The organism is Pectinatus frisingensis, assembly GCF_015732285.1.
GTDB lineage: Bacteria > Bacillota > Negativicutes > Selenomonadales > Selenomonadaceae > Pectinatus > Pectinatus frisingensis.
Genome location: NZ_WIQU01000022.1, coordinates 204,096 through 230,103 on the forward strand (window position 1 = coordinate 204,096; position 26,008 = coordinate 230,103).

Annotated in this window: 21 protein-coding genes; 14 read left to right on the plus strand and 7 right to left on the minus strand. The window is 39.2% G+C overall.

The genetic code is table 11. The features are described 5' to 3' along the window. Nucleotides 1–58: 58 nt before the first annotated feature. On the minus strand, nt 59–1,297 hold the full coding sequence (locus I6751_RS03915; protein ID WP_196591774.1) for a nucleotidyltransferase: 1,239 nt from the start codon (nt 1,295–1,297) through the stop codon (nt 59–61). A 163-nt stretch (nt 1,298–1,460) separates the two neighbouring features. Here I6751_RS03915 and I6751_RS03920 point away from each other — a divergent pair, with 163 nt between their 5' ends. From I6751_RS03920 to rnc, 11 genes are all read left to right on the plus strand, one after another. Next, a complete protein-coding gene (locus I6751_RS03920) occupies nt 1,461–1,970 on the plus strand; it encodes a YceD family protein (protein ID WP_196591775.1) in 510 nt (169 codons plus the stop codon). A gap of 27 nt (nt 1,971–1,997) precedes the next feature. Then, the gene (gene rpmF, locus I6751_RS03925; protein WP_182188395.1) at nt 1,998–2,174 is read left to right on the plus strand and encodes a 50S ribosomal protein L32; all 177 of its coding nucleotides are present in this window, start codon (nt 1,998–2,000) and stop codon (nt 2,172–2,174) included. A 342-nt stretch (nt 2,175–2,516) separates the two neighbouring features. Then, the gene (gene plsX / locus I6751_RS03930) at nt 2,517–3,542 is read left to right on the plus strand and encodes a phosphate acyltransferase PlsX (RefSeq protein ID WP_196591776.1); all 1,026 of its coding nucleotides are present in this window, start codon (nt 2,517–2,519) and stop codon (nt 3,540–3,542) included. Then, on the plus strand, nt 3,529–4,527 hold the full coding sequence (locus I6751_RS03935) for a beta-ketoacyl-ACP synthase III (RefSeq protein WP_330998634.1): 999 nt from the start codon (nt 3,529–3,531) through the stop codon (nt 4,525–4,527). The genes plsX and I6751_RS03935 overlap by 14 nt, the downstream gene beginning before the upstream one ends. Nucleotide 4,528: 1 nt before the next feature. Continuing rightward, nucleotides 4,529–5,476 (plus strand): enoyl-[acyl-carrier-protein] reductase FabK, encoded by a 948-nt coding sequence (gene fabK / locus I6751_RS03940; protein WP_196591777.1) that lies wholly within the window; start codon nt 4,529–4,531, stop codon nt 5,474–5,476. Nucleotides 5,477–5,530: 54 nt separating this feature from the next. Further along, nucleotides 5,531–6,475 (plus strand): ACP S-malonyltransferase, encoded by a 945-nt coding sequence (gene fabD / locus I6751_RS03945; protein ID WP_196591778.1) that lies wholly within the window; start codon nt 5,531–5,533, stop codon nt 6,473–6,475. A gap of 1 nt (nt 6,476) precedes the next feature. Then, on the plus strand, nt 6,477–7,220 hold the full coding sequence (gene fabG / locus I6751_RS03950; RefSeq protein WP_196591779.1) for a 3-oxoacyl-[acyl-carrier-protein] reductase: 744 nt from the start codon (nt 6,477–6,479) through the stop codon (nt 7,218–7,220). Between the two features lie 50 nt (nt 7,221–7,270). Continuing rightward, nucleotides 7,271–7,501, plus strand: a complete 231-nt coding sequence (locus tag I6751_RS03955) for an acyl carrier protein (protein WP_196591780.1) — start codon at nt 7,271–7,273, stop codon at nt 7,499–7,501. Nucleotides 7,502–7,577: 76 nt separating this feature from the next. Beyond that, entirely contained in the window at nt 7,578–8,522 is a 945-nt protein-coding gene (locus I6751_RS03960; protein ID WP_182188402.1) for an NAD(P)H-dependent flavin oxidoreductase, read from the plus strand. 20 nt (nt 8,523–8,542) lie between these two features. Beyond that, nucleotides 8,543–9,784 carry a beta-ketoacyl-ACP synthase II gene (gene fabF, locus I6751_RS03965; RefSeq protein ID WP_196591781.1) on the plus strand — a complete coding sequence of 414 codons (1,242 nt, stop codon included), beginning with the start codon at nt 8,543–8,545 and terminating at the stop codon, nt 9,782–9,784. A gap of 13 nt (nt 9,785–9,797) precedes the next feature. Further along, complete coding sequence (gene rnc / locus I6751_RS03970) at nt 9,798–10,505, plus strand: ribonuclease III (RefSeq protein WP_196591782.1); 708 nt, start codon at nt 9,798–9,800, stop codon at nt 10,503–10,505. Between the two features lie 468 nt (nt 10,506–10,973). On the opposite strand, the gene nifJ is transcribed toward rnc, so the two are convergent. From nifJ to I6751_RS03985, 3 genes are all read right to left on the minus strand, one after another. Beyond that, the gene (gene nifJ / locus I6751_RS03975; protein ID WP_196591783.1) at nt 10,974–14,498 is read right to left on the minus strand and encodes a pyruvate:ferredoxin (flavodoxin) oxidoreductase; all 3,525 of its coding nucleotides are present in this window, start codon (nt 14,496–14,498) and stop codon (nt 10,974–10,976) included. Between the two features lie 94 nt (nt 14,499–14,592). Next, entirely contained in the window at nt 14,593–15,546 is a 954-nt protein-coding gene (gene mnmL, locus I6751_RS03980; protein ID WP_196591784.1) for a tRNA modification radical SAM protein MnmL/YtqA, read from the minus strand. A 1-nt stretch (nt 15,547) separates the two neighbouring features. Continuing rightward, complete coding sequence (locus I6751_RS03985; RefSeq protein ID WP_196591785.1) at nt 15,548–17,287, minus strand: B12-binding domain-containing radical SAM protein; 1,740 nt, start codon at nt 17,285–17,287, stop codon at nt 15,548–15,550. Between the two features lie 233 nt (nt 17,288–17,520). Between I6751_RS03985 and I6751_RS03990 the strand changes: the two genes are divergently transcribed. Then, nucleotides 17,521–19,185, plus strand: coding sequence for a DUF4127 family protein (locus I6751_RS03990; protein ID WP_196591786.1), 1,665 nt, complete (start codon nt 17,521–17,523; stop codon nt 19,183–19,185). A 174-nt stretch (nt 19,186–19,359) separates the two neighbouring features. Here the strand turns inward: I6751_RS03990 and arsA are convergent, their stop codons facing one another. The 3 genes from arsA to I6751_RS04005 all read right to left on the minus strand — a co-directional run bounded on the left by arsA (nt 19,360) and on the right by I6751_RS04005 (nt 21,862). Next, entirely contained in the window at nt 19,360–21,096 is a 1,737-nt protein-coding gene (gene arsA, locus I6751_RS03995; protein ID WP_196591787.1) for an arsenical pump-driving ATPase, read from the minus strand. Between the two features lies 1 nt (nt 21,097). Then, entirely contained in the window at nt 21,098–21,469 is a 372-nt protein-coding gene (arsD, locus tag I6751_RS04000; RefSeq protein ID WP_196591788.1) for an arsenite efflux transporter metallochaperone ArsD, read from the minus strand. A gap of 63 nt (nt 21,470–21,532) precedes the next feature. Further along, nucleotides 21,533–21,862 (minus strand): ArsR/SmtB family transcription factor, encoded by a 330-nt coding sequence (locus I6751_RS04005; protein WP_196591789.1) that lies wholly within the window; start codon nt 21,860–21,862, stop codon nt 21,533–21,535. 330 nt (nt 21,863–22,192) lie between these two features. Between I6751_RS04005 and I6751_RS04010 the strand changes: the two genes are divergently transcribed. Both I6751_RS04010 and I6751_RS04015 read left to right on the plus strand, forming a co-directional pair. Beyond that, complete coding sequence (locus I6751_RS04010) at nt 22,193–24,463, plus strand: DNA topoisomerase 3 (RefSeq protein ID WP_196598990.1); 2,271 nt, start codon at nt 22,193–22,195, stop codon at nt 24,461–24,463. A 146-nt stretch (nt 24,464–24,609) separates the two neighbouring features. Further along, nucleotides 24,610–25,959 (plus strand): hemolysin family protein, encoded by a 1,350-nt coding sequence (locus I6751_RS04015; RefSeq protein ID WP_182188413.1) that lies wholly within the window; start codon nt 24,610–24,612, stop codon nt 25,957–25,959. Nucleotides 25,960–26,008 lie beyond the last annotated feature (49 nt).

Sequence of the window (26,008 nt, forward strand, 5' to 3'; positions counted from 1 at the left end):
GGGTAATAATAAAAGACTGTGTTTCCTTGGCAGATTATTTGGAAATACAGTCTTTTTGTTAGGGAATATATATAGGCGAAGTGAAAAAATCACTGCCTGAGGGATGGATATGAGCATAGCTGAGTGCATGAATGTCACAGGATAATATATCATAGGCAAGCATTTTTTGCATAGGTGTCAGCTTAGAACGCTGCCAAAATTGTTTTTGTGAGATAGAATTAGTCGTTTTTAGAATAATTGGAATGGAAGAGGTGTTTTTTAGGTGTCGTAAAATTACGCGGCCGTTGTTGTTAAAAGCTAATATGCGTGCATAAGTCGGTCCGGTTTGGTCAAATTCATATAAATCATTTTTGGTAATATTAAGCAGTATGTGTAGCAACGTGCGCTGCAGACGGCTGCGATGAAAATTTTTGCTCTTTATATTATCAATAAGTGTATTCAGATTGTCGGAATGACTGGCGGCTTGTAATATTTTAAAGTCCAGACCATTATTTACACCACTGAATTGGCGAAGTTCATTTAATGATTCAGAACGAAGTTTACCGATGATGATACGTGACAATTTATCAGTAGAAGAAATACTGTCTGATTGATTGATATTTCTTAGATAATGATAACAGGCAGCCGGTATGGACTGTTTGATTTTACTGAAATGGTCTTTATCATTTTTTAGCAGTTTGCGTAAGGCGGAGGCACTTGAAAATTCACCGGCAAATACAGTATCATTATGATGTGTATGTGTTCTTTTAATTATGACCGTATTTAAATTAGCATTTAATTTTTTTATGGCTCGCAGATATTCTATTGTCAAAATCATGTTGGGTTCTTTTAATGAAAAGGTTTTCTGGGGTAATTGTTCAGTGAGTATCTCATCAACGGCAGCTGCATAATTGAGGCCTTTTTTTATTTTTTCCCGCAGTACGGATGTTGTTAATGTATTGTTTAAAATATTGGCGGCCGTTGTCAATATTTCGGTATCATTATTTTCACTGCCACAGCAGAGCATATCTGCACAACCAAGCTTATCAAACAAACTGATGGCTCCGTTAGCAAATCCTTCGGCACTGCGCAGAGCGAAAACTGCAGGCAATTCGATAATCAGGTCGACTCCGCCTAAGACAGCCAGTTTTGCCCGCTGCCACTTGTTAAAAATAGCAGTTTCACCGCGCTGCGTGAAACTGCCGCTCATTACTGCGACAAATACGGCGTCGGGGTAGAGCATTCTTACTTTATCCAGTAAATATTTATGACCATTATGAAATGGATTAAATTCAGCGACGACGGCAAATATTTTCATTTATACAGCTCCTTTTGAGTTTATAATTGATGGATGTGATTTTTTTATGTATATCTATTATAATATAGGCTTAAAGTTGTTAAAATACGCAGTATAAAATTTTTTTAAAAGCAATTTGACAAAATATATAGTGCCAGCTATAATGAGTTGAGGTTATTGTCTTATGATGAAAATAAAATTATCCGATGTAAACAATGCTAATGGGAAAAGATACAAATTTGCTTTTTCTGCAGCTGCTGACAAATTTGATTTTCCTATTGAAGATTATCGTATCAATGGCACATTAAAAGTGAGTGGTACAGTTGAAAACACTGGTATATCCTATTGCTTTAAAGGCACGATAGAATGTGACAAGCATTTTATCTGTGATCGTTGTTTAGAAGAGGTCACAGAAAAACAAGTCCATGCTTTTAAAGAGGTTTATAAGGAAAAGATGTCTGTAAATGAACCGGATGTGAATATTTTTTCGGGAGATTTTATTGACATTACAAAGTTGGTGCGTGATATTGTAGTTGCAGAGCAACCGATAAATAACCTTTGTAAACCGGATTGTAAAGGCTTGTGTCTCAAATGTGGAACGAATCTGAATAAGAGCGAGTGCAACTGTGATGATGCAGCTGCAGATACTCGTTTAACGGTATTGGGAAAACTATTGGAAAAGAAAATCCATTGATTTGGGATTTTTAAGGAGGTGTTTTTAATGGCAGTACCAAAGCGTAAAATGTCTAAAGCCCGCCGTGATAAGCGCCGTGCTAATTGGAAGTTAGAAGCTCCAACTTTAGTATCATGCCCGCAGTGCCATGAACCTAAAATGCCGCATCATGTTTGTACAGAATGCGGTTATTATGATGGCAAGGAAGTCATTTCTGCGGAATAATAATCTTCATGAGCAAGGTATAACTTTATATCTTGCTCATTATTTTATTTAAGGAATATTTTGTTGTCTTACAGATTTTAGCTTGTATACTCGATATCATACAGATGCTGTTTATTAAGTATATATTTATATACAATAAAAAACAGTAATACTGCATAAACTTATTATTATCACTGTCGTGCAGATTTTGCCCGAAGGCTTTGTCTATAAGGAATAAAGGGATATTATCAATCTTTTTATTAAGTTTCTACTTGCTATTTTATTTTAAAGCCAGTATAATAACAAAACGAATGAATAAGAATCATTTATATTATACTTTAGCAAGCCATAGGGAGGCTAAACATGAAAATAGCGCTGGACGCAATGGGCGGAGATTATGCCCCGGAACAAATAATCGCTGGCGCGATTGATGCTGCCCGGAGTTTTGATTGTGAAATAGTGCTTGTCGGAGATCAAAAACAAATATATGAACAATTAAATAAAGTTTCTGATTGGAATCAATTAAAAATTTCAGTACATCATGCTACTGAAGTAATAGAGATGGGTGAACATCCGGTCGCTGCCGTACGCAAAAAGAAAGATTCGTCTTTGGTGGTAACGGCACAATTGGTAAAAAGCGGTGAGTGTGATGCGGCAATTTCTGCCGGCAGTACAGGAGCTGCTGTTACGTCGGCACTTTTTGTATTGGGCCGCATAGTTGGAATTGACAGACCGACAATAGCTACACCAATTCCTACCGGGCACAGTGTGACACTGCTTATGGATTCTGGTGCCAATGTCGACTGCAAACCCAAGCATCTTGTACAGGGTGCAATCATGGGATCAATTTATTCTGAATGTGTTTTTGGGATAAAAAAACCGCGGGTTGGACTTTTAAATATTGGTGAAGAGTCGACTAAGGGAAATGAACAGGTTCAAGGCACATACCCATTGCTGCAGAATATGAAGACTATTAATTTTAGGGGTAATGCTGAGGGCCGTGATATTACTAATGGCCGATTTGATGTTGTAGTTTGTGACGGTTTTGTCGGTAATGTGGTTCTTAAGTTTGCTGAGGGATTGGCCAAGACATTATTGAGATTAATGCGTGAAACAATTATAAAGGGCGGAATTATGGCGAAAATAGGGGCATTATTGCTTTCACCAACGCTGAAAAAGTTCGCTCGTAAAATAGATTATGCCGAATACGGTGGGGCTCCTTTATTGGGAGTCGATGGATGTTATATAATAGCGCATGGCAGTTCCAATGCAAAGGCAATTAAAAGTGCGATTGGTGTGGCATGTGAATATGTTAAGCAGGATGTCGTAAACCGCATACGGGAAAACATACAAAAAGAGGAAATGCCGATTGATGATAAAGAAAAATAGAGCTGGTATATTCGGCACAGGATTTTATTTGCCAGATGAAAAGCTGACAAATTTTGATTTGGAAAAAATGGTCGACACAAGTGATGAATGGATAGTTGAAAGAACTGGGATACATGAACGGCGAATAGCTGGGAAAACGATGGCTACGTCCGATATGGCATTTAATGCAGCAAAGATGGCTCTGGAGGATGCCGGGATTACTCCGGATGAGCTTGATTTGATAATAGTAGCGACCATCTCATCAGATCGGATAATTCCTTCAACGGCTTGTATGCTGCAAAATATGCTTGGTGCTGCACATGCGGCAGCTTTTGATTTGACAGCGGCTTGTTCCGGATTTATTTATGCCTCATCTGTAGCTGCCCAATTTATTGAAAGCGGCGTATATAAGAAAATATTGGTAATAGGAGCGGAAACATTATCACGTTTCATAAATTGGCAGGACAGGAACACTTGTGTTATATTTGGTGACGGAGCTGGTGCTGCTGTCTATGGCGCTGTGGATGGAGAATACGGTATTTTAGGATTTGATCTCGGTGCAGACGGTGCCGGCGGTGATTATCTGGACATACCTGCCGGTGGCAGCCGCTGCCCGGCTTCTATTGAGACAGTTGAGAATAAACTTCATTATTTAAGAATGAACGGCAGGGAAGTATTCCGCTTTTCAGTAAAGATTTTCGGCGAAACTATTTTGAAGTCTTTGGAAAAGGCGGATTTGCAAAAAAAGGATATAGATTGGCTTGTTCCCCACCAGGCTAATATACGCATTATAAAAACCGGGGCTAAACGTCTGGCAGTACCAATGGAAAAAATCATTGTAAACATAGATAAATATGGCAATACTTCAGCGGCTTCTGTACCGATAGCATTAGCTGAGGCTGCGCATAGTAAACTATTAAAAAAAGGCGATGTATTGGCTTTGGTCGGGTTTGGCGCTGGTCTCACGTGGGCATCATGCATCATGAAATGGTCTAGGGAGGAATAGTATGTTTGAAAGTAACCGTTTGTGTAAATTGCTTAATATAAAGTATCCGATATTTCAAGGCGGCATGGCATGGATTGGTACAGCAGAGCTGGCTTCTGCTGTTTCTAATGCGGGAGGATTGGGCATAATCGGTGCAGGTCACATGCCGCCGGATCTGCTGAGAATTGAAATTCAGAAAACAAAAAAATGGACACAAAAACCGTTTGGTGTCAATATCATGCTGATGTCGCCCTTTGTCAAAGAAGTAATGCAGGTAGTATTGGACGAAAAAGTACCTGTTATCACGACAGGAGCGGGTAATCCTGGAGAATACATACCGGCGTTGAAAGAAATTGGCAGTAAGGTCATTCCGGTCGTGGCATCTGTGGCATTAGCCAAAAGGCTTGTCAGGACAGGCGTGGATGCTGTAGTGGCAGAGGGACTTGAAAGTGGCGGACATATCGGTGAGATAACTACAATGTCGCTGGTTCCGCAGATTGTTGATGCTGTTGACGTACCGGTAATTGCTGCCGGCGGTATAGGAGATGCACGCGGCATGATAGCTGCTTTTGCACTTGGTGCAGTTGGTGTACAGATGGGAACGCGTTTTGTGCTTTCTACTGAATGTATTGCCCATGAAAATTACAAAAAAATGGTTTTAAAGGCAAGAGATAGATCTACAGTAGTAACTGGCAGAAGTACGGGCCATCCGGTACGTGTCTTATCCAATAGGCTTACACGTAAATTCCAAGAATTGGAAAAAGGTGGCGCAAGTGTAGCCGAACTTGAAGAATTAGGTGCTGGTAAATTGAATCTGGCTACACATAAGGGCGATGTCGAAAATGGCTCCGTAATGATTGGACAAATCAGTGGTATGCTTACTGAGATAAAACCAGTAAAGCAGATACTTGAAGATATAGTTTCACAAGTGGATGCAACGGTAAATCATGTAAAGATAAATTATAAATAAGGATCTTATTATATTTTGAGTAAGATTTAAGTTTGGTAAGGGAGATAATTTGTTATGAGTAAACTTGCGTTTATTTTTCCTGGTCAGGGTTCTCAGACAGTTGGAATGGGAAAAGAATTTTTTGATAACTATGCTATTGCTAAAAAAATGTTTAAGGAAGCCGATGATGCATTAGGTTATTCGATCATGGATATGTGTTTTAATGGGCCGGCGGAAGATTTGAAACTGACGGCTAATACACAACCGGCGATACTCACTATCAGCGTTATTGCTGCAGCTATTTTAAAGGAACATGGTATTATACCGGAAATTACGGGCGGTCATAGTCTGGGAGAGTATTCAGCTTTAGTTGTCGCCGGTGCCATGAAATTTTCTGATGCCGTATATTTGGTAAACAGACGCGGAACTTATATGCAGGAAGCTGTCCCTGTCGGAGAGGGCGGTATGGCTGCGGTTATCGGGTTGGATCGGGATAAAATAATTGCTGTTTGTGATCAAGTTACTAAGAATACATCTTTGGTTCAGGCGGTCAATTTTAATTGCCCAGGGCAGGTGGTAATTGCAGGAACTACTGCAGGTGTTAACACAGCTGTTGAGACACTTAAGCAGACAGGTGCGAAAAAATGTGTAAACTTACCGGTAAGCGCGCCTTTTCATAGCAAGCTTATGGAACCGGCCGCCAAAAAATTAGCGGTGGAATTGGATAAAATAATGATAAAAGACGCTCAGATACCGGTAGTAACCAACGTCACAGGGAAAGCTTTGATAAAAGCGGACGATATAAAAGAAAGCCTTATTAAGCAGGCAGCCAGTCCGGTAAAATGGGAAGATTGTATCCAGACGATGCAAAAGGCCGGTATACAGACTTTTGTTGAAGCAGGTCCGGGAAAAGTTTTATGTGGTTTTAACCGCCGGATTGATAAAACTATAACATCACTTAATGTAGAAAATATGGACTCTCTGCAAAAAACGCTTGATTATTTACAGGAGGTTCGCTAAAATGCTCTTAGATGGCAAGGTGGCATTGATCACAGGCGCATCACGAGGTATTGGTCGTGCAATAGCTTTATCATTGTCGGCTGCAGGGGCAGCTGTAGCTGTTAATTATGCGGGAAATGCTGCGGCGGCAGAAGCCGTGCACTCTGAAATAATTAAAAATGGCGGCAGGGCGATTATAATTAAAGCTGATGTTTCAGATGCAGCTGCTGTAGATGCGATGATTAAAAAAGTAATTGCTGAGTATGGTACAATTGACATCTTGATAAATAATGCCGGTATTACTAAAGATACAATAGTGGCGCGTATGAAGCAGCAAGATTGGACAGCGGTTATAAATACTAATCTGTCAGGTGTGTTTAACTGCTGTAAACCGGCAGCTAAACTGATGATGAAAAAACGTGCCGGGAAGATTGTAAATATGGCTTCTGTCGTTGGTTTGACCGGCAATATTGGACAAGCTAATTATGCGGCAGCAAAGGCAGGTGTTATTGGTTTTACAAAGTCATTGGCACGTGAACTGGCTGCACGCGGTATTACAGTGAATGCAGTAGCACCCGGTTTTATTTCTACAGATATGACAGCGGTGCTTTCTGATAAGGCAAGAGAAAATATACTCAATGGAATTCCATTAAAGAAAATGGGTTCGCCTGAGGATGTTGCCGATGCTGTGCTGTTTCTGGTTTCCGGCAGGGCCGATTACATAACAGGACAGGTCATAAATGTTGATGGCGGAATGGTGATGTGAAACTGTGAAAAGGCATAAGTATTGATTTTATGGAGGGAGGTGAACAACACATGTCGACATTTGAAAAAGTTAAAGATATTGTCGTAGAACAATTAGGCGTTGAAGCAAATGATGTTAAAATCGACTCCACGTTCATTGACGATTTAGGCGCTGATTCACTTGATATTGTTGAATTAATCATGGCTTTTGAAGAAGAATTCGGTATCGAAATTCCTGATGAAGCTGCTGAAAAGATTAAAACCGTTCAAGATGTTGTAACCTATATAGATCAGGCTAAATAAGATCATCAGTATGAGTTTAGGAAGCTTTTTAAGCTTCCTAAACTTATATAGGCGAAAATTGATGGGAGGAGTTATTTTGAAGCTTCCGGAATTAAAGATTGGCGATAAGATCGCAAGAGTACCGGTTATTCAAGGCGGTATGGCAATAAGATTGTCTACTGCACGTCTTGCTGCTGCAGTAGCAAATGAAGGCGGTATTGGCTTAATCGCTGCGTCCGGTATGACAAATGACGAATTACGGTATGAAATTCGCTTGGCCCGTTCCTTAACATCGGGTATTATTGGTGTCAATATAATGGTTGCTGCTAAAAAGTTTAGTGAATTAATGAAGACTGCTATTAAGGAAGGTATTGATCTGGTTGTGGCCGGAGCAGGTTTTTCCCGTGATATGTTTGGGATAGGTAAGGAATCGGGCACGCCGATAGTTCCAATTGTATCTTCCGCTAAATTGGCGAAAATTTCTCAAAATCTTGGTGCATCTGCTATTGTGGTAGAAGGTAAAGAAGCCGGTGGGCATTTAGGGACGACAATTTCAATCAAGAAATTGATTCCAGAGATTCGCCAGGCAGTCAGTTTACCTATAGTTGCAGCCGGTGGAGTGCTTACAGGACAAGATATTGTTAATTTTATAAAGATGGGCGCAAATGGAGTCCAAATGGGGTCTCGGTTTGCTGCAAGTGAAGAGTCAAATGCAGCACCGGCTTTGAAAGAATTTTATTTAAAATCCGAGCCTGATGATATTGTAGTAATTCACAGCCCGGTTGGATTACCAGGCCGTGCTGTACGCAATCCCTTTTCTGAAAGAATAATGCAGGGACCTGTCCCGATAAGAACTTGTGATAATTGCCTAAAAAATTGCCGGCATAATTTTTGTATTATAAAGGCATTGGAAAGAGCTCAACAAGGAGATGTTGAGACAGGATTGGTTTTTGCAGGTGAATATATCCATAAAATACAGGAGATATTACCAGTAAGGGAAATATTTGCGCGGCTGAAACACGAGGCTGCTATGGTAAATTAAAGGTGAGGTGTACTATTATTTTGACGAACAGAGTAGTTGTTACCGGCTTAGGTGCAGTCACACCTATAGGTATCGGCAAAGATGAATTTTGGAAGGGACTTCTGGCCGGCAAATCGGGTATTGGTAAAATTACCCATTTTGATGCCAGTGATTTTAAAACACAGATTGCTGCAGAAATAGATGATTTTACAGCATCTGATTTTATCGATAAAAAAGAATCAAGACGTATGGATAGATATACACAATTTGCTATTACTGCCACTAAACTGGCGTTTGAAGATGCACAAGTCGATCTGACAAAAGAGGATCGGGAACGTATTGGCGTATTTATTGGAACCGGTATTGGCGGCATTGAAACTATGGATGAACAATACAGGGTCATTTTGGCTAAGGGACCAAACAGGGTAAGTCCTTTCTGCGTGCCAATGATGATTGCCAATATGGCTACAGGCCAGACGTCTATTAATTTTGGACTTAAAGGACCGAGTTCCTGTCCAATTACGGCTTGTGCTACGGGAACCAATGCAATTGGTGATGCAATGCGCACAATACAGCGTGGTGAAGCTGATGTGATGGTTGCCGGTGGCACAGAAGCGTGTATATCACCTTTACCTGTAGCCGGATTTGCCTCGATGAAGGCATTATGCACCGATATGAACGATAATCCTGCAAAAGCGTCACGGCCTTTTGACAAAAATCGCAGTGGTTTTGTAATGGGTGAAGGTGCGGGCGTTGTTATTTTGGAAAGTTTGGAACATGCAAAAAAACGCGGGGCGTCTATTTATGCTGAAATTGCCGGATACGCATCAACATCTGATGCATATCATATAACCAGTCCGGATCCTGATGCAGTACAACCGGCCAGATGTTTTTCTATGGCTGTAAAAGATGCCGGGCTTAATTTGGAAGATGTGGATTATATAAATGCACATGGTACATCGACACAGCTTAATGAAAAGACAGAAACAAAAGCAATTAAAAAAGCTTTTGGAAAACATGCCTATGAATTGTCTATAAGTTCAATAAAATCGATGATAGGACATCTTTTAGGCGCTGCTGGTGGCATAGAGTGCATTGCTACTGTTTTGACAGTTAAAAACGACATTATGCCGCCGACGATTAATTTAGATACACCCGATGAGGAATTGGATCTGGATTATGTGCCTAATGTGGCCAGAAAAAGAGTAATTAATGCTGCTATTTCAGATTCTTTAGGATTTGGCGGACATAATGCAGCGATTCTTGTAAAGAAATTTAAGTAAGTCAGGGTTTATAATGAATTTTTCCAAAGAACGTGAAGCTGAATTATTAAAATTGGCAAATGAACTGGGTGTTAAATTTACTGATTTAGGATTGCTTAATACCGCATTGACGCATACTTCCTATGCCAATGAAACCAGATCCGGTATTAAACATAACGAACGTCTGGAGTTTTTAGGAGATGCAGTACTTGAGCTGGCATCAAGCACATATCTATTTAAAAGATTTCCTCAAATGGCTGAAGGTGAAATGACCAAAGCCCGTGCTTCGGTTGTTTGTGAGGCTACCTTGTCAAATTTATCGGCACAATTGAATGTAGGTTCTTTTCTTTTATTGGGTAAGGGAGAACGTTTGACTGGCGGTGATAAGCGGCCATCGATTTTGGCTGATGCTTTTGAGTCAATAATCGGTGCCATATATTTGGATCAAGGCTGGCAGATTGCATATGATTATATTATTGATAAATTACACGATGATTTTATAGCTGTTGAACAAGGATATAATCTTAAGGATTATAAAACAATCTTACAAGAAGTTGTTCAAAGTAAGGGAAAGCATATTGAATATAGATTGGTTTCGGAAGATGGGCCGGATCATGCCAAACAATTTTGTTTTGTTGCCATCATAGATGGAAAACAAGAAGAAATTGGCAGAGGCAGCAGTAAAAAGGAAGCTGAACAGCATGCGGCACTGTCGACGTTGAAAAGATATGATTTACTTTAACACTTTAATAGAACAAGATGATCTCACATGATGAACTGCCACCCATAAGTTAATTGTAATTTAACTTATGGGTGGCAGTTTTTATGATAAAATGCAGCTGTAGATAATTGTTTTGCCGGCAGGTATCAAATTAAAAATATGTCGGACTTGATTAAATGTGATTTATTATTGATTTAAAAATTCTGTTAAATAAAAAAGGGGGTGTCACACATAGCCATTTTCATTCATAAATATGCAATATTTGTTCTTTTGGTCCGCCTTTAGGAGGGTAGGGGACCGCGTAGTGATAGTGGATTGCATCTTTATGAGGTCAATGCTGTTCATGCGACAGCCCCTCAATCAAATTGATATTTCGTATTTTTTATTAATTATATTGTAAAAAATCGGCTGTCGCAGAGGTTGAATCAATTTCTGCAACAGCCGATTGAAAATTATATTCTAAACAAAAATAGATTTGCTGGAAAAAAGTTATTTTCCTGCTAATTTTTTATATATTGCCAAGCGTTCCTTTGCGTCTTTTTCCGTTTTTTCAAATAACAAGTCAGCTGTTTCAGGGAAAGCACGTTTTAAGGAATTGTAACGAACTTCACCCATAAGAAAATCGCGGAAGTTGGCAGTAGGTTCCTTAGAATCTAAACTGAACGGATTTTTTTCAGTATCCCGCATGTTAGGATTGTAACGGTAATTAGCCCAGTAACCTGCTTCAGTTGCACGTTTGGCTTCAATCTGACTCTTACCCATGCCAATTTTGATACCATGGTTTATACATGGTGCATAGGCGATTATAAGAGATGGTCCTTTATAACTTTCAGCTTCAACAATAGCTTTTAGTGTTTGATTTTTGTCGGCGCCCATATTAATTTGAGCCACATAAACATAACCATAGGACATAGCCATCATGCCGAGATCTTTTTTCTTTGTCTTTTTCCCAGTTGCGGCAAATTCTGCAACTGCAGCTGTCGGTGTAGCCTTGGAAGATTGTCCGCCGGTGTTTGAGTATACTTCAGTATCCATGACCAGTACGTTGACATCTTCACCGGAAGCCAATACATGGTCAAGTCCGCCATAACCGATATCATAAGCCCAGCCGTCACCGCCAAAAATCCATTGTGAACGTTTGACCAGAAAATCTTTTTGATCAAAGATTTTATTCAAAAGAGCGTCATTGTCCTTTTCATTTTCCAATACACTGATAAGAGAGTCAGCACGATCTCTGCTGCCTTCACCTTCATCAAGTTTGTCAAGCCATGTTTCCATGACTGATTTTAATTCAGTGCTCACACCTTGTTCTATGGCAGACTTAACATCAGACGCTAAAGTGTTTCTTACAGCTTTGGCACCGAGGTACATGCCAAAACCATATTCAGCATTATCTTCAAATAAAGAATTAGCCCAAGCAGGACCGTGGCCTTTTTGATTGGTTGTGTATGGCATAGAAGGAGCAGCAGAACCCCAAATCGAGGAACAGCCAGTAGCATTGGCAATCATCATGCGATCACCATACAGCTGTGTAATGAGTTTTACATATGGTGTTTCACCGCAGCCAGCGCAGGCACCGGAGAACTCAAGTAATGGCTTTTCAAATTGGCTTCCTTTAAGAGTATTCTTATTCATTGGATTCTTTTTCGGTGCGACTTTTTTCGGATCGAATGCGTAATCGAAGATTGGTTGTTTAGGTGCCTGAGTATCGAAAGGTTTCATTTCCAAAGCCTTGGCTTTAGGTGCCGGACAAATCTGTGAACAATTACCACAGCCACTGCAATCATAAGGCGAAATAACAATGCTGAAATACATATCCTTAGCACCGATGGCTGGTTTGAACTGCATTCCTGTCGGAGCATTGTTTTTTTCTTCTTCAGTTAATAAGACAGGACGAATGACTGCATGCGGACAGACAAAAGAGCATTGATTACATTGAATACAGTTATCAGCAATCCATTCAGGAACATTTATGGCAATACCGCGTTTTTCGTAAGCAGCAGTTCCAACAGGGAAAGTACCATCCTGCATACCTTTAGTAAATGCGCTTACAGGGAGTTTATCACCTTCCTGACGATTCATAGGAACGAGTATATCCTTAATGAAAGCCGGTACTGATTTTTCTTCTTTGACTTCATCAGGAATATTAGCCCAATTAGCGGGAACATTTATTTTGACAACGGCTTCGATACCCTTATCGACGGCACCGTTGTTCATATCGACAATATTCTGGCCTTTCTTACCATATGATTTTACAATGGAATCTTTTAAATACCCTACGGCTTTTTCGATAGGAATAATGTTGGTAAGTTTAAAGAAAGCTGATTGCATTACCATATTGAAACGACCGCCTAACCCTAATTCCTGGGCAATTTTTACGGCATTGACAACATAAAAATTGATTTTATTTTTTGCTAAATAGCGTTTCATATAAGCCGGTAGATTTTTGGACAGTTCTTCTTCCGTCCAGTGAGTATTCAATAAGAACGTGCCACCTGGTTTTAAACCTGCAAGAAGGTCATACTTATGCACATAGGATTCTTGTGAGCAGGAAATAAAGTTGGCTTTATTGATTAAATAAGGAGAACGAATAGGCAGTTTGCCAAAGCGCAAATGGGACATCGTGACACCGCCGGATTTTTTGGAATCATAAGCAAAATAAGCCTGTGCATACATGTCGGTATTGTCACCGATAATTTTTACAGCACTTTTATTGGCACCGACAGTACCATCTGAGCCTAATCCCCAGAATTTACAAGCAGTAGTTCCTTCTGGTGTAAAGTCAAGATCCTGCGGATATTTTGTTAAGGATGTATGGGTTACATCATCATCAATACTTAAAGTAAATCCATTTTTCGGAGAATCTTTTTTCAGTTCTTCGTACACAGAAAGAATATGATCGGGTGTTACGTCTTTACCGCCGAGACCATAACGTCCGCCGACAATTAACGGAGAGATATCACTGTCATAAAGTGCTGTCTTGACATCAAGATATAATGGTTCACCATATGAACCAGGTTCTTTAGTACGATCAATTACAGCAATTTTCTTTACTGTTTTAGGAAGAGCCGACAGAAAATGCTTTATTGAGAAAGGACGATAAAGATGAACGGTAAGTACGCCGGTTTTTTCGCCCAGTGAATTCAAATAATCAACGGCTTCAGAAGCAGTTTCGCATACTGAACCCATAGCAATTATGATGCGTTCTGCATCGGGAGCACCATGATAATTGAATAAATGATAGTCCCGACCAGTTATTTTGGAGAGCTGCTGCATACTTTCTTCAACTAATTCAGGAATAGCTTCATAATATTTATTTACAGCTTCTCTTTCCTGGAAATATACATCAGGGTTTTGATTAGTGCCGCGAACTACGGGATGATCCGGATTTAAAGCATGATGACGAAATGCTGCTACTGCATCCCAATCAAGTAATTTCCCTAAATCATTATAATCTATTGTTTCAATTTTTTGAATTTCGTGAGAAGTGCGGAATCCGTCAAAGAAGTTTACGAAAGGTACATGTCCCTTTATAGCCACCAAATGGGCAACAGCACTCAAATCCATAACTTGCTGGACACTGCTTTCAGCGAGCATAGCACAACCCGTTTGGCGTACTGCCATAACGTCCTGATGATCGCCAAATATATTGAGAGATGAAGTGGCTAGTGAACGGGCACTCACATGAAAAACTCCAGGTAAAAGCTCACCGGCAATTTTGTACATATTAGGAATCATCAGCAAAAGCCCCTGTGATGCAGTATATGTTGTTGTTAAAGCCCCTGCCTGTAAGGAACCATGGACAGTTCCTGCAGCACCTGCTTCAGATTGCATTTCGATTACATTAACTTTTTGACCAAAAAGATTCTTAGCACCCTTAGCAGCCATGGCATCAACAGCTTCTGCCATTGGGGATGATGGTGTGATCGGATAGATTGCAGCAACATCAGTAAATGCATATGAGATATATGCAGCAGCTGTATTACCATCCATTGTCTTCATTTTTTTGTTCATTTCATTCTCTCCTTTACAATTGCGATTTTCATATTGTACTAATTATAATACGAATAATAATATACGCTTATAATACACCCTTTTATAATTATTATCAATTATAAGCAATAAATTTTTTTAAAGCCTGTCCGTTGAGATAGTTGTAATGCAAGCCTTGTTGTAAATTTTTATTTTCCATTTCGGCAATTATTTCATCACGAATTTTCCACCAACCGGTATGCCAATTTGAAAATAATGTATTTTCAGCCGGAGCTCGTCCAATTAAGCGTTGTAATACAATATCCGGAGACAGATATTCTAAAAAGGTGATAACACGTTGTTTATATTCACTGAGTGAAATAAGTTTTATTTCATTGTTAAGGTATTGTTCGGCCATTACTGTGTTTTTAATTATATAAAGTGCATGCAGCTTCACTTGATCAAGTCGTAAGGCTGACATTATTTTAGCGGTTTCTATTACGTCTGTCATGTCATCCCAGGGAAGATTCAATATAATATGAGCACAAGTCTGTATATTATATTGTTTTATCCGCAGTACGGCATCAATAAATTCTGCCAGTGTATGTCCACGGTTTATTTTGATCAGCGATTTGTAGTTGACTGTCTGCAATCCTAACTCTATACAAATATCGATATGGCGATGCTCTTTTAAATCATTGAGGCGGGCAAGGTAATATTCATTGATACAGTCAGGCCGTGTAGCAATATATAGTGCTACTATATTTTCATCGTGTGTCGCCTCTTCAGCATAACGAATCAAATCGTTTATAGGCAGATAAGTGTTGCTGAAATTTTGTAGATAGGCAATAAATTTTTTAGCCTTATATTTAGGAATGATGTGGGCTTTGTTGGCTGTAATTTGCTGAGTGACCGACATTGAAGATGGCAGGTTTTCATAGCCGGTACCGATAGAGCCGCAAAAAGTACAGCCATTTACCCCACATGTCCCATCTCTGTTGGGGCATGTGAGCGGTAAAGCGATAGGCAGCTTATAGACCTTTTCACCATACCGTTGTTTTAGATAATCAGAAAAAGTATAGTATACCATACTATAAGTCACCTGGATCTATAGAAATTTTTTTTACGGCAGGTCTGGTATAAAGAAACAATACGGGAGACGTTTTGCTCTTGATATCACCTGTCTGCTCAAATTGTAAAACGTCGACTGTAAAATATTCTACATGATATTTTGTTTTTATATCACGCCAATTAATGAATTTATAATCAGGAATATATTTTTTGACGGCAACAGAGTTTTTCCAGAAATTTTCCAACGTTTTGTGTAGTTTTTTTTCACTCCAAGGCAAAAATTCGGCCTTGAATCGTCCCCCGTCGGAACATAAAGCGTCAAAGCGCAATAATTCATTGACTGTTTTTCGTTGAACCGGCTGCCAGATATTGACAAAATCAGCCAGATAGTCATACAGCAATTTAGGTGAGTGCGGTGTCTTATCCAATTGCCGTTTGTGCCAAAATCGTGTTAGTGCGGTGAAGAATATAAATGCATCATTTTGTGTAAATTTGCAAAGATACCTTACTGTATATCTAAAACGTCCGGAATTATAAAAAAGATCAAATACCTCAACAAATGTACGTAGAAATCGCATTTCATCAGCAGACAGATAATTGTTTGATAATACCTGATAAGGCGCTGTGGGCATAAATTCATAGTTATGTTCAGTGATCAGGGATTCCATGGCAGAGCCTTTAAGCAACTTTAAGAAACCTACCTGGAGCATATCAGGCTGCAGAGCATAGGCTTCATTAAATGAATTATGCAGTGAGACCATGTTTTCATATGGCAGCCCGATTATCAGATCTGTATGGATGTGTATATTTTTTTGGGAAAGGATAGTGTGAATGTTAGCTGTTATTTTACTCCAATTATTAACGCGGCTGACTTGTTTTAAAGTGTTGGTATTAGTCGATTGAATACCAGCTTCCAATTGTATGCGGCCGGTTGGCATTTGTTTCAGTAAAGCTAATGCATCTTCATCCAGATGATCAATAGCTACTTCAAAATGAAAATTGGTGCGGCAGTTTTGTTTAGATAAAAACTCCCAGATTGGCATAAAATGCTTTTTATCGGCATTAAAAGTCCTGTCAACAAATTTAACCTGTTTTACGTCGTGGGCAATGAAAAAGGAAAGTTCAGCCAATACTTTATCGATTGCGCGGTAGCGTACACCTTTGGTAGCACAGGATAAACAATATTTGCAGGAATATGGACAGCCGCGTGAGCTTTCATAATAGATTATACGTTCACCAAGTTCAGCAATGTCCTTTTCACAGTAGGGAAAAGGCAATTTGTTAAGGTCAGGAAAGACAACAGGAAAACCAATTTTTTCATCAGTTTGGCTGCAGCGATAGGCAAGTCCCGGAATAGTATCGGGAAGCTTATCTTCCAACAGGCTGGACAGTAATGAATGCAATGGCTGTTCACCTTCACCGCGGATAACAAAATCGACCATTGGAAAATTACGCATAAAACTTTTAGTATCATAAGACACTTCCGGACCACCGCAAATTATTTTGGTATCAGGTAAAAGTTTATTGAGTAATAAAAGCAATTTTTTTATCAGCTCAATATTCCAAATATAGCAATCAAAACCGATTATATCAGGCTTTTTGTCAAAAATCTGGTCAGCTATTTCCAATAAGTGATTATTTATTGTAAATTCACTGATTTCAATACTGCAGGGAAGATCACGGCAATAGTTTCTTAAATAACGTACAGCTAAAGACGAATGGATATATTTGGCATTTACAGCGATAAGCAGCAGTTTCACATAAATCCTCCTGATGATGTCGCCATGAAATAATAAAATCGACATCTCGCTTGCATTATACATAATTGAATTTATATGTCAAGTCAGCATATTATTATTTAATAGGTAAATACCGTGTTAAATATAGGAAATAACGTTATTATTATTTTTATGTTGTATCATGGATATATTTATTTTTATGACATTTTATGATATTCTAATACATTAGAGAATTTAACGTTGAGGTGGATTTTTTGAATATATTTTTGTCAGTGTTGAATCGGTTGGATTGGAAGAAGATACTGGCAGCCATTATGATTGGCTTTTTTTCGGCTAACATACAGGCAGCCACTGTGTCAGCAAAAAAACCAAAGGAGAAAGTCATACTATACGTACCGCATGATAATCGTCCTATTTCTGATAAACAAACAGTGGAGGTAGCCCAAAAGGCTAATGTCATTATTAAAGTACCGCCTGAACAATTGCTGGGAAATCGTACTGAACCGGGAGATCCTGATGGCCTGTTTAAATGGGTAATGGATAATGCTGAAGATGCAGATGCTGCAGTTGTCTCATCTGATTCATTCCTCTATGGCAGCCTGGTGGCATCGCGTAAGCATGACTTTGCCAAAAATACAATTTTACAAAGGACCAATAATTTTATTGAAATACATAAGAAATATCCTAAACTGCCACTATATGTATTTTCTTCAATAATGCGTACTCCTAAAAATGCCGCGGCATCAGGAACTGAAGAACCGGAATATTATCAAACTTATGGGGCGGATATTTTTCAGTATACAGCATTGCTGGATAAAGATATTTCAACAGGACTTTCCGGTGATGAATTAAATAAAATGATGGACCTGCGGCAGCGCATTCCAAGCAGTGTTATTGGTGATTGGCTTGACCGACGGCAAAAAAACTTTCAGGCTAATAGGGTATTGATCGAGCTGGCCCGCAACGATATAGTTTCCTATCTGGCACTAGGGTGTGATGATAACGCACCATATTCCCAAACACATAATGAAAGAGTAATGCTGGAAAAATCTGCCCAGGGTTTGTCAACAGATAGATTTAGCATCGTGGAAGGTGTTGATGAATTAGGGTTATTATTGATTACAAGGGCAATAAATAAGTTTAATAATTATCAGCCGTTGATAGCTATAAGCTATGCCAATGGGTATGGTGGGGCTACAATACCTTCTTATTCTGATGAACCTATTGATAATTCGGTTCGTTCCGAAATATGTCTGGTAGGAGGAATACCAACTGCTTCGATAGAAAAAGCAGCAATGATAGTATTGGTAAATACAAATGTCAGCGGTTGGACTTACGAAGCCGGAGAAGCAGCAAATTCACCGTATCCGCGTGCCAATACAGAATCATTTGTGGATAAGATAGATCAGTATATAAATATGGATATCCCTGTGGCAGTCGGCGATATAGCATATGCCAATGGAGCTGACAACGCTCTTATGCGCTTGTTGGCTAAACGGCATCTGTTGTTTAAATTAAATTCATATGCTGGTTGGAATACAGCAACCAATAGTACTGGCTGGTCCATCGGTCAGGGAATTTTATCATTGCACATGAAACCGGAGGATAAAAATAAACTGTTGCTGATGCGTTATGTCGATGATTGGTTATATCAGGCTAATGTACGTCAGACAGTAGCCAGAGCACTTAATATTTTCCCTGGTCAGGGAACAAAATTACTATTGGGAGATAAAATAGAACCGGCACAAATAGATGCCCAGCAGATGGCACAAGAGTTTTTTAATGAACAACTGCCATTTTTACAAATACGGGCCGTAAAGGTGGATTTCCCTTGGGATCGCTTGTTTGAGGCCAATATTCAAATATCGCGCAACCCCGATGAATATGAAAAAAGATTTTTTAATAGTTACAAAAAATGAATGTGCAAAGGGGTTGTCACATGCAACCATTTTCATTCATAAATATGCAATATCCCGCATGCTTTATCTCGCTTTTAAAAGAGCGGGGAACCGTGCAGAGGTTGTAGTTGCATTCTTATGAGGTCAATGATGTTTATGTGACAGCCCCTTTGTTTTTTATAAAGAGTCATTAGCTTAAAGAGTCATTAGCAAGTCACCCTTAAGTTCATCATAGTGCCAGGTGATAAGACTGAATTTACCGGCAGTATGTCTGTTGATGCGGTTAATCCATTCGATTTCATTTTCGGCTTTTGCCGTAAGCATAGGATTGGATGTATTTAAACCTTGCAGGGATTTATTAATGATCCACCATTTTGTCGGAATTCCAGCCCGGTTTAAGTCATCTTCCAGCCGCAGTGCCTCATAGACAGGGGTTACTTCAGGCAGTGTTACGATAAGAACTGCCGTTTCACTTGATTTAAGCCGCGGTAACAGTTGCTTTATTGACTCAGAGGTTTCACCTTTTGTACGTTTGATTTCGTGATCATAATTTTGCGTCGATTGTAATAAAAGTAATGTATGACCACTGGGCGCTGTATCAATGACTATGATTTCGTCGTCGGCTTTTGCTACAATTTCGGCAAAAGCGCGGAACACTGCAATTTCTTGTGTGCAGGGTGATTGTAAATCTTCTTTAATATAAGCCATATCAGCATCGCTTATCCCTGCGGTGTGGGCTTTGTCGATGACTTCGGATTGATATTTTTGTAATTCTCTGATTTCGTCAATATGACTCATGGTAATACCACAAGTCTCATTTAGGACAAATTTTAAATGTGCGGCTGGATCAGTGGTTGTAAGGTGAACTTTTTTACCACGGTTGGCAAGGTTTAAGGCGACAGCGGCGGCAATTGTGGTTTTTCCTACACCACCCTTTCCCATTGTGAAAATAACACGTTTATCAGTTGCGGATAATTCATTAACTATATCATTTAAATTGGGAATTTGTGATATAGTTAATTTTTCTGTGCATTTTGTTATATGGTCACTGTGCAGCATTGCGCGCACATTTTCAATACCAGTGACATTATAAGCTCGTAATGGTACTTCGTAGCAAGGTAAAATTTGTAATTCTTTCGGCATAGAGTTAAGTGCTGTTTGCTGTTTTCTATATAAACTGGCAGAAAGTTTATCGTGGTGTTCAGGTAAAATACCGTTAATAACTAGAAGCTGATTACTGATGCCCAGAGAAAAAAGATCAGCATGAGCTCGTGCTGCTTCTGCAAGTGGAGTTATTTCCGGACGTGTGACAAGAATGATAGTGGTCATTTCCCTATTGGATAAGGTTGTAACAGCCTGCCGATATATTGTTTTTTTATTTTCCAGACCAGAAAGCTGACCGAGACAGGAAGCACCGTGGGTGCTTTCACTAATGAAACTGGTCCATGCAGATGGAAGCTGCAGCATCCGTAAGGTATGACCGGTAGGGGCAGTATCAAAAATAATATAGTCATATGTTTTTTGTATCGTATCATCCGTAAGAAAATTGGAAAATTTATTAAAAGCTGCAATTTCTATAGTACACGAACCGGAAAGTTGTTCTTCCATGTTTACCAAAGCTGCCTGGGGCAGTTTACCGCGGTAAGGGGCGATGACGTTTTCCCGATACTCTGCGGCAGCCTGTACAGGGTCAAGATTTGCTATAAATAAATTTGGAATAGTCGGGACAGATGATACTTCATTTGTAAGTGGTATTGAAAAAACATCCTGTAAGTTTGAAGCAGGATCAGTACTGATCAGTAATACCCGCTTTCCGCTGTCAGCAAGGGATACAGCAGTCGCACAAGCAATGCTGGTTTTTCCTACACCACCCTTGCCGGTATAAAAAAGATATTTTGTAAGCTTAACGTGGTGAGGATCAAAAATGTTCATTTTAACAGCAGCCTCCTGTACAACAATCATTGTTTTGCGGTTTTTCGGTGATTTTATTTAGTAGATCAGCAGGAAGATCCAGCCATTTTATAAATTCTGCATTGGCAGGATATCTGCCGGTAAGAATTATTTTGTCATCCAGTAGGACGACTGGCAGACTATCAGGACCCTTATCAAAGAGAAATTTACTAATTATTTTATTGTTTATAAATGCCATTGGTGTACTGGCAAGGTTATAACGTTCAACTGATATGGTATGTTTTTTTAATATATCAAGTACGGTTGAAATACGAAGCAGTTCAGGATCAACTGTGGCACCACATAATCCGGTAGAACAACACATGGCAGGTTCAAATATTTGCATAGTTTTCATAAATGTTACCTCTTTTTATTGAATAAATTTTTAATTTAAACACTCTGGGAGTGCAAAGATTTTTCAGAGTGTAGAGTGTTTATTGGAAATTTTTGTGTGACAAATGCATTCGGCTGAAGAAGAAAATATCTCACCAAGATTTTTATAAAAAATTTGTAGATTTTTTTTGTTAAGTGAATAGTTTGTCCATTTCCCTTCCTGTCGGGCATTCACTATACCGGCATCTATTAATACTTTCATATCATGGGAAAGTGTCGGCTGGGTGATCTCAAACTCTTCCAATAATTTGCAGGCACAATACTCGCCGCATGAGAGAATGTCAATGATGCGCAGTCGTTTTGGGTCGGCAAGGGCTTTAATAATTTTTGTGTTTTCAATATACTTTTGTTCCATTACAAACCTCACAGTAATTAATTATATATAGAAAAAATTCTATATATAGAATATACTTCATATAGAAAAAAGTCAATATGTTTTAATTTATTTTTATAACACTAACTACAAAACAGCTGGTATACTTGCAAATAAATACAGTTACAATTATAATATAAAATATAGATTTATAGACAATTATGCAAATTTTAATGAGAGTTTGGATGATTTTATAGAAAAATTTAATAATATGATATGAAGGCTGTCGTTGTTATTAAAACGGCAGCCGTCTTTTTAACAGAGGATTGATTGCTGTGCTTTGGCAGTACTTTGGATGGGAGAGCGTTTGATTTGCGGTTATATATTGCGGAAAAACCTAGTATGGGAAATGAAATAGCAAAATGTCTCAACGGTCCAATAAAAAGACATGATGGTTATTTACAGACAACGGACGGAGTGGTTACGTGGGCTTTTGGGCATATACTCCGTCAGGCAGAGCCCAATGAATACGATATTAAATATAAAGTATGGCGGGCGCAGGCCCTGCCAATAATACCTGATAAGTGGAAGATGCTTATTGAGGATTCATGTAAAAAACAATTTAATATAATTGAATCATTGATTGCAAAGGCTGATGAAATAGTTAATGCCGGTGATCCGGATCGTGAGGGCCAGTTATTAATTGATGAAATTTTAGATTATGTTAAAAACACGAAACCAGTCAAGAGAATTTTATTAAATGCTTTGGATGAAAAAAGTATAAAAAAAGCTAATTCTGTTTTACAGGACAATAAAAATTTTTTGCCGTTGAAATTGTCGGCTTTAGCTCGTGCACGGGCAGATTGGTTAATTGGAATGAATCTTTCAAGAGCGTATACTCTGGCGGCCAGAAGAGCCGGACATAATAAATTAGTATTGCCGGTAGGCAGGGTAAAAACACCGACATTAGCACTTGTTGTACGGCGTGAAAGAGAATTGAAGGATTTTAAACCGGTAGATTATTATATAATAAAAGCGGATTTTAAAACCGTGGACAGTACTTTCGGAACCACTTGGAAAGCGCATTCTGCACAATCCGGGCTTGATTCCGAAGGCAGGCTTGTCGATAAATCAATTGCAGATGAATTACTGGCAAAATTTGCGGCAGAAAAAAATCAGGCGACGGTATTAAATTATAGTAAAACGGGAAAGAAAGAATCGCAGTGTCTGCCATTTTCTCTATCCTCATTGCAGGTTTTGGCGGGGCGGCATTTCGGTTATGAACCGCAGCAAGTGCTGGATACGGCTCAACATTTATACGAAAGGAAACTCACGACTTATCCGCGGTCTGATTGTGAATATTTACCTGTCAATCAATTGGGAGATGCAAGGGGAATTTTAAATAATTTACAGGCATGCGGCGAAACTGATTTGCAAAGATGGGCAGCGGATGCAGACAGCAAAATAAAAAGCCGGGCTTGGAATGATAAAAAAATCTCGGCCCATCATGCAATTATTCCCACTTCAGTACGGATAAAAACAGCTTCACTTAATGCTGTGGAAAGAAATATTTATTTTCTTATTGCCAGGAGTTATATTGCTCAATTTTATCCGCTGCATATTTTTGATCAAATTAAATTGTCATTAAAATTTGCCGGAGAAAATTTTCAGGCAACAGGACGGACAGAAAGGCAGCTAGGTTGGAAATCACTGTATATGTCGGAAAAACATCCGTCGGAAAATGAAGAAGATGATACTAAAAACGCAATTCTTCCGGTAATTAACAAGGGTGATTTACTCGAATTCGCTGCAGCAGCTGCCGACAAGCGGGCTACCAAGCCGCCGTCACGTTTTACGCCGGCGACTTTACTGGCGGGTATGAAGGAAATACATAAATATGTGAAGGATGAAGCGACTAAAAAGAAACTGAGGGCCATATATGGAATTGGCACGGAAGCTACCAGAGCTTCGATTATTGATGATTTGCTGCGACGTAAGCTGCTAAAGACGGAAGGACGGAAAAAAAGTCTTGTGCCGACGCAAACCGCTTATATGCTGGTTGATGCTTTGCCGGATGAACTGCTTTATCCAGATGTCACAGCTGTATGGGAAGATTATCTAAATGAATTAGCAAAAGGGACAGGAACTGTAGAAGACTTTTTGGCAGAACAAATACAATTTACTAAATTACTTTGTAAAAAAGCTTTTGACAGTGCCATGCCCGTATTGGGCGAACATATTTGTCCTCTCTGCAAAAAAGGCATAATGGTAAGGCGGACTGGGAAAAAAGGCGTATTTTGGGGTTGTTCCAATTATCCGCGATGTCATATGACGTGCAATGATAAAAATGGTGAACCGGATATGGAAATGGCACTGTCACGTGTGGTGATGAAAAAGGAACAGCCAATTGGTGCAGCTTTTTCGGTGGGAATGGTATCAGCTTTGGACATGGTCAGACAGGCAAGAGAAAAAGATTCTGTACAGCAAAAAGTGAAGCCGGCAGATAAAAAATATTTGTGTCCGCATTGTAAAGAAGGTCTGCTGAAACGGCAAAAGGGGAAAAATGGTTATTTTTGGGCATGCTCCAATTATCCGCATTGTACGGCAAATTTTGATGATGATAATAGTAAACCGGAATTGTAACTATTTGGTAAAATGTTGCTATGGGAATATAATCTACTTTATCGGGAAGGAATTTTTTATCTGATTTTGAATTATAATATACAATGATATAATATATAAAGACGCGATAAATTTTGGAGGTGAATACCTGCTTGCGCAGGTAATTATTGGATATTTTTTCTGTTCTGCTCAAATTTTTGCTGGTTTTGTTCCTGGTATTCATGAATGGTTTTTTTGTTGCAGCCGAATTTGCTGTTGTAAAAATTAGGACAACACGATTGGATATATTGATTGAACAAGGCAATAAAAGGGCTAAGTATGCTAAAATGCTTACAGAGCACATGGATGCATCACTTTCTGTTACACAGCTTGGTATAACGCTGGCTTCTTTGGGTTTAGGCTGGGTCGGTGAACCGGCGGTCTCTGAAGTTATTGAGCCAATTTTAAAAATATTGCAGGTGGATCCGTCGCTAAGCTATTCTATATCTTTGGTGATGGGGTTTTGTATAATTACAGCACTACATATTGTATTGGGGGAACTGGCACCTAAATCGATGGCTATCCAAAAAGTAGAACCGGTGGCATTGGGAATTGCTCTGCCGATGATTATTTTTCATCGCATTATGTATCCGGCGGTGTGGTTTTTGAATCATGTTGCCAATTGGGTAGTAAATAAATTGGGGTTTCGTCCTGCCGGTGAGGAGGAAGCGGCACACACCGAAGATGAGATCCGCATTTTAATGGAAGAAAGTCACAGACATGGCTATATTGATAAGACGGAACTGACCTTTGTCGACAATGTATTTGATTTTTCAGATCGTAACGTCCGTGAAATAATGATACCGCGCACTGATATGGTATGTTTATATTTGGAGGATTCTCCTGATGAAAATATCAAGACGGCCTTGGAAAAACATTTGACCCGTTACCCCATTTGTCGGGAAGATAAGGATAATATCGTGGGCTTTTTGCATATCAAAGATTTACTGCGTTCTTTATACATTGGCAAGAGACCTGATCTGCTGTCATTTATCCGACCAGTACCGTTTGTACCTGAAACAATGCCAATAAGTAATTTACTGCGTACTATGCAGCAGCACCGTGTACAGTTAGCTATAGTGGTAGATGAATATGGCGGTACAGCCGGTATGGTGACTATTGAAGATATCATTGAAGAGATAGTCGGTGAAATACAGGACGAATTTGATGAAGAACGGCCTCTTATTGAAAAGAGGGGCAGGCAGTTGTATTCAGTGGATGGACGAATGCTGCTTAATGAACTGGATGATATACTGCATATTGAAATTTCGGCAGAAAATGTTGATACTGTCGGTGGCTGGCTGGCAACAAAAGTTGATACACCACCGCGTATAGGGCAAATGACGGTATATGACACAAATAAATTTTTTGTTGAAGAGGTGGAAAATATTCGTATAAAACGAATATTGATCAGGCTGGGCACAGGATTGAGCGAAGAACCCGATGAGATAAAATTTCAGGAGAAAAAATATAAATAAAGGTGATCTTTGGGGGCCTTTTTATAAAAAGACTTTACTTTTAGACTGT

Bases quoted from the DNA above. Each gene is read 5' to 3' on its own strand.
- arsD (WP_196591788.1), bottom strand. From the start codon at position 21,469: ATGAAAACTATGCAAATATTTGAACCTGCCATGTGTTGTTCTACCGGA.
- I6751_RS04005 (WP_196591789.1), bottom strand. From the start codon at position 21,862: ATGGAACAAAAGTATATTGAAAACACAAAAATTATTAAAGCCCTTGCC.
- plsX (WP_196591776.1), top strand. From the start codon at position 2,517: ATGAAAATAGCGCTGGACGCAATGGGCGGAGATTATGCCCCGGAACAA.
- mnmL (WP_196591784.1), bottom strand. From the start codon at position 15,546: ATGGTATACTATACTTTTTCTGATTATCTAAAACAACGGTATGGTGAA.
- fabD (WP_196591778.1), top strand. From the start codon at position 5,531: ATGAGTAAACTTGCGTTTATTTTTCCTGGTCAGGGTTCTCAGACAGTT.
- fabG (WP_196591779.1), top strand. From the start codon at position 6,477: ATGCTCTTAGATGGCAAGGTGGCATTGATCACAGGCGCATCACGAGGT.
- rpmF (WP_182188395.1), top strand. From the start codon at position 1,998: ATGGCAGTACCAAAGCGTAAAATGTCTAAAGCCCGCCGTGATAAGCGC.
- fabK (WP_196591777.1), top strand. From the start codon at position 4,529: ATGTTTGAAAGTAACCGTTTGTGTAAATTGCTTAATATAAAGTATCCG.
- I6751_RS03915 (WP_196591774.1), bottom strand. From the start codon at position 1,297: ATGAAAATATTTGCCGTCGTCGCTGAATTTAATCCATTTCATAATGGT.
- I6751_RS03920 (WP_196591775.1), top strand. From the start codon at position 1,461: ATGATGAAAATAAAATTATCCGATGTAAACAATGCTAATGGGAAAAGA.
- I6751_RS03955 (WP_196591780.1), top strand. From the start codon at position 7,271: ATGTCGACATTTGAAAAAGTTAAAGATATTGTCGTAGAACAATTAGGC.
- rnc (WP_196591782.1), top strand. From the start codon at position 9,798: ATGAATTTTTCCAAAGAACGTGAAGCTGAATTATTAAAATTGGCAAAT.
- arsA (WP_196591787.1), bottom strand. From the start codon at position 21,096: ATGAACATTTTTGATCCTCACCACGTTAAGCTTACAAAATATCTTTTT.
- nifJ (WP_196591783.1), bottom strand. From the start codon at position 14,498: ATGAACAAAAAAATGAAGACAATGGATGGTAATACAGCTGCTGCATAT.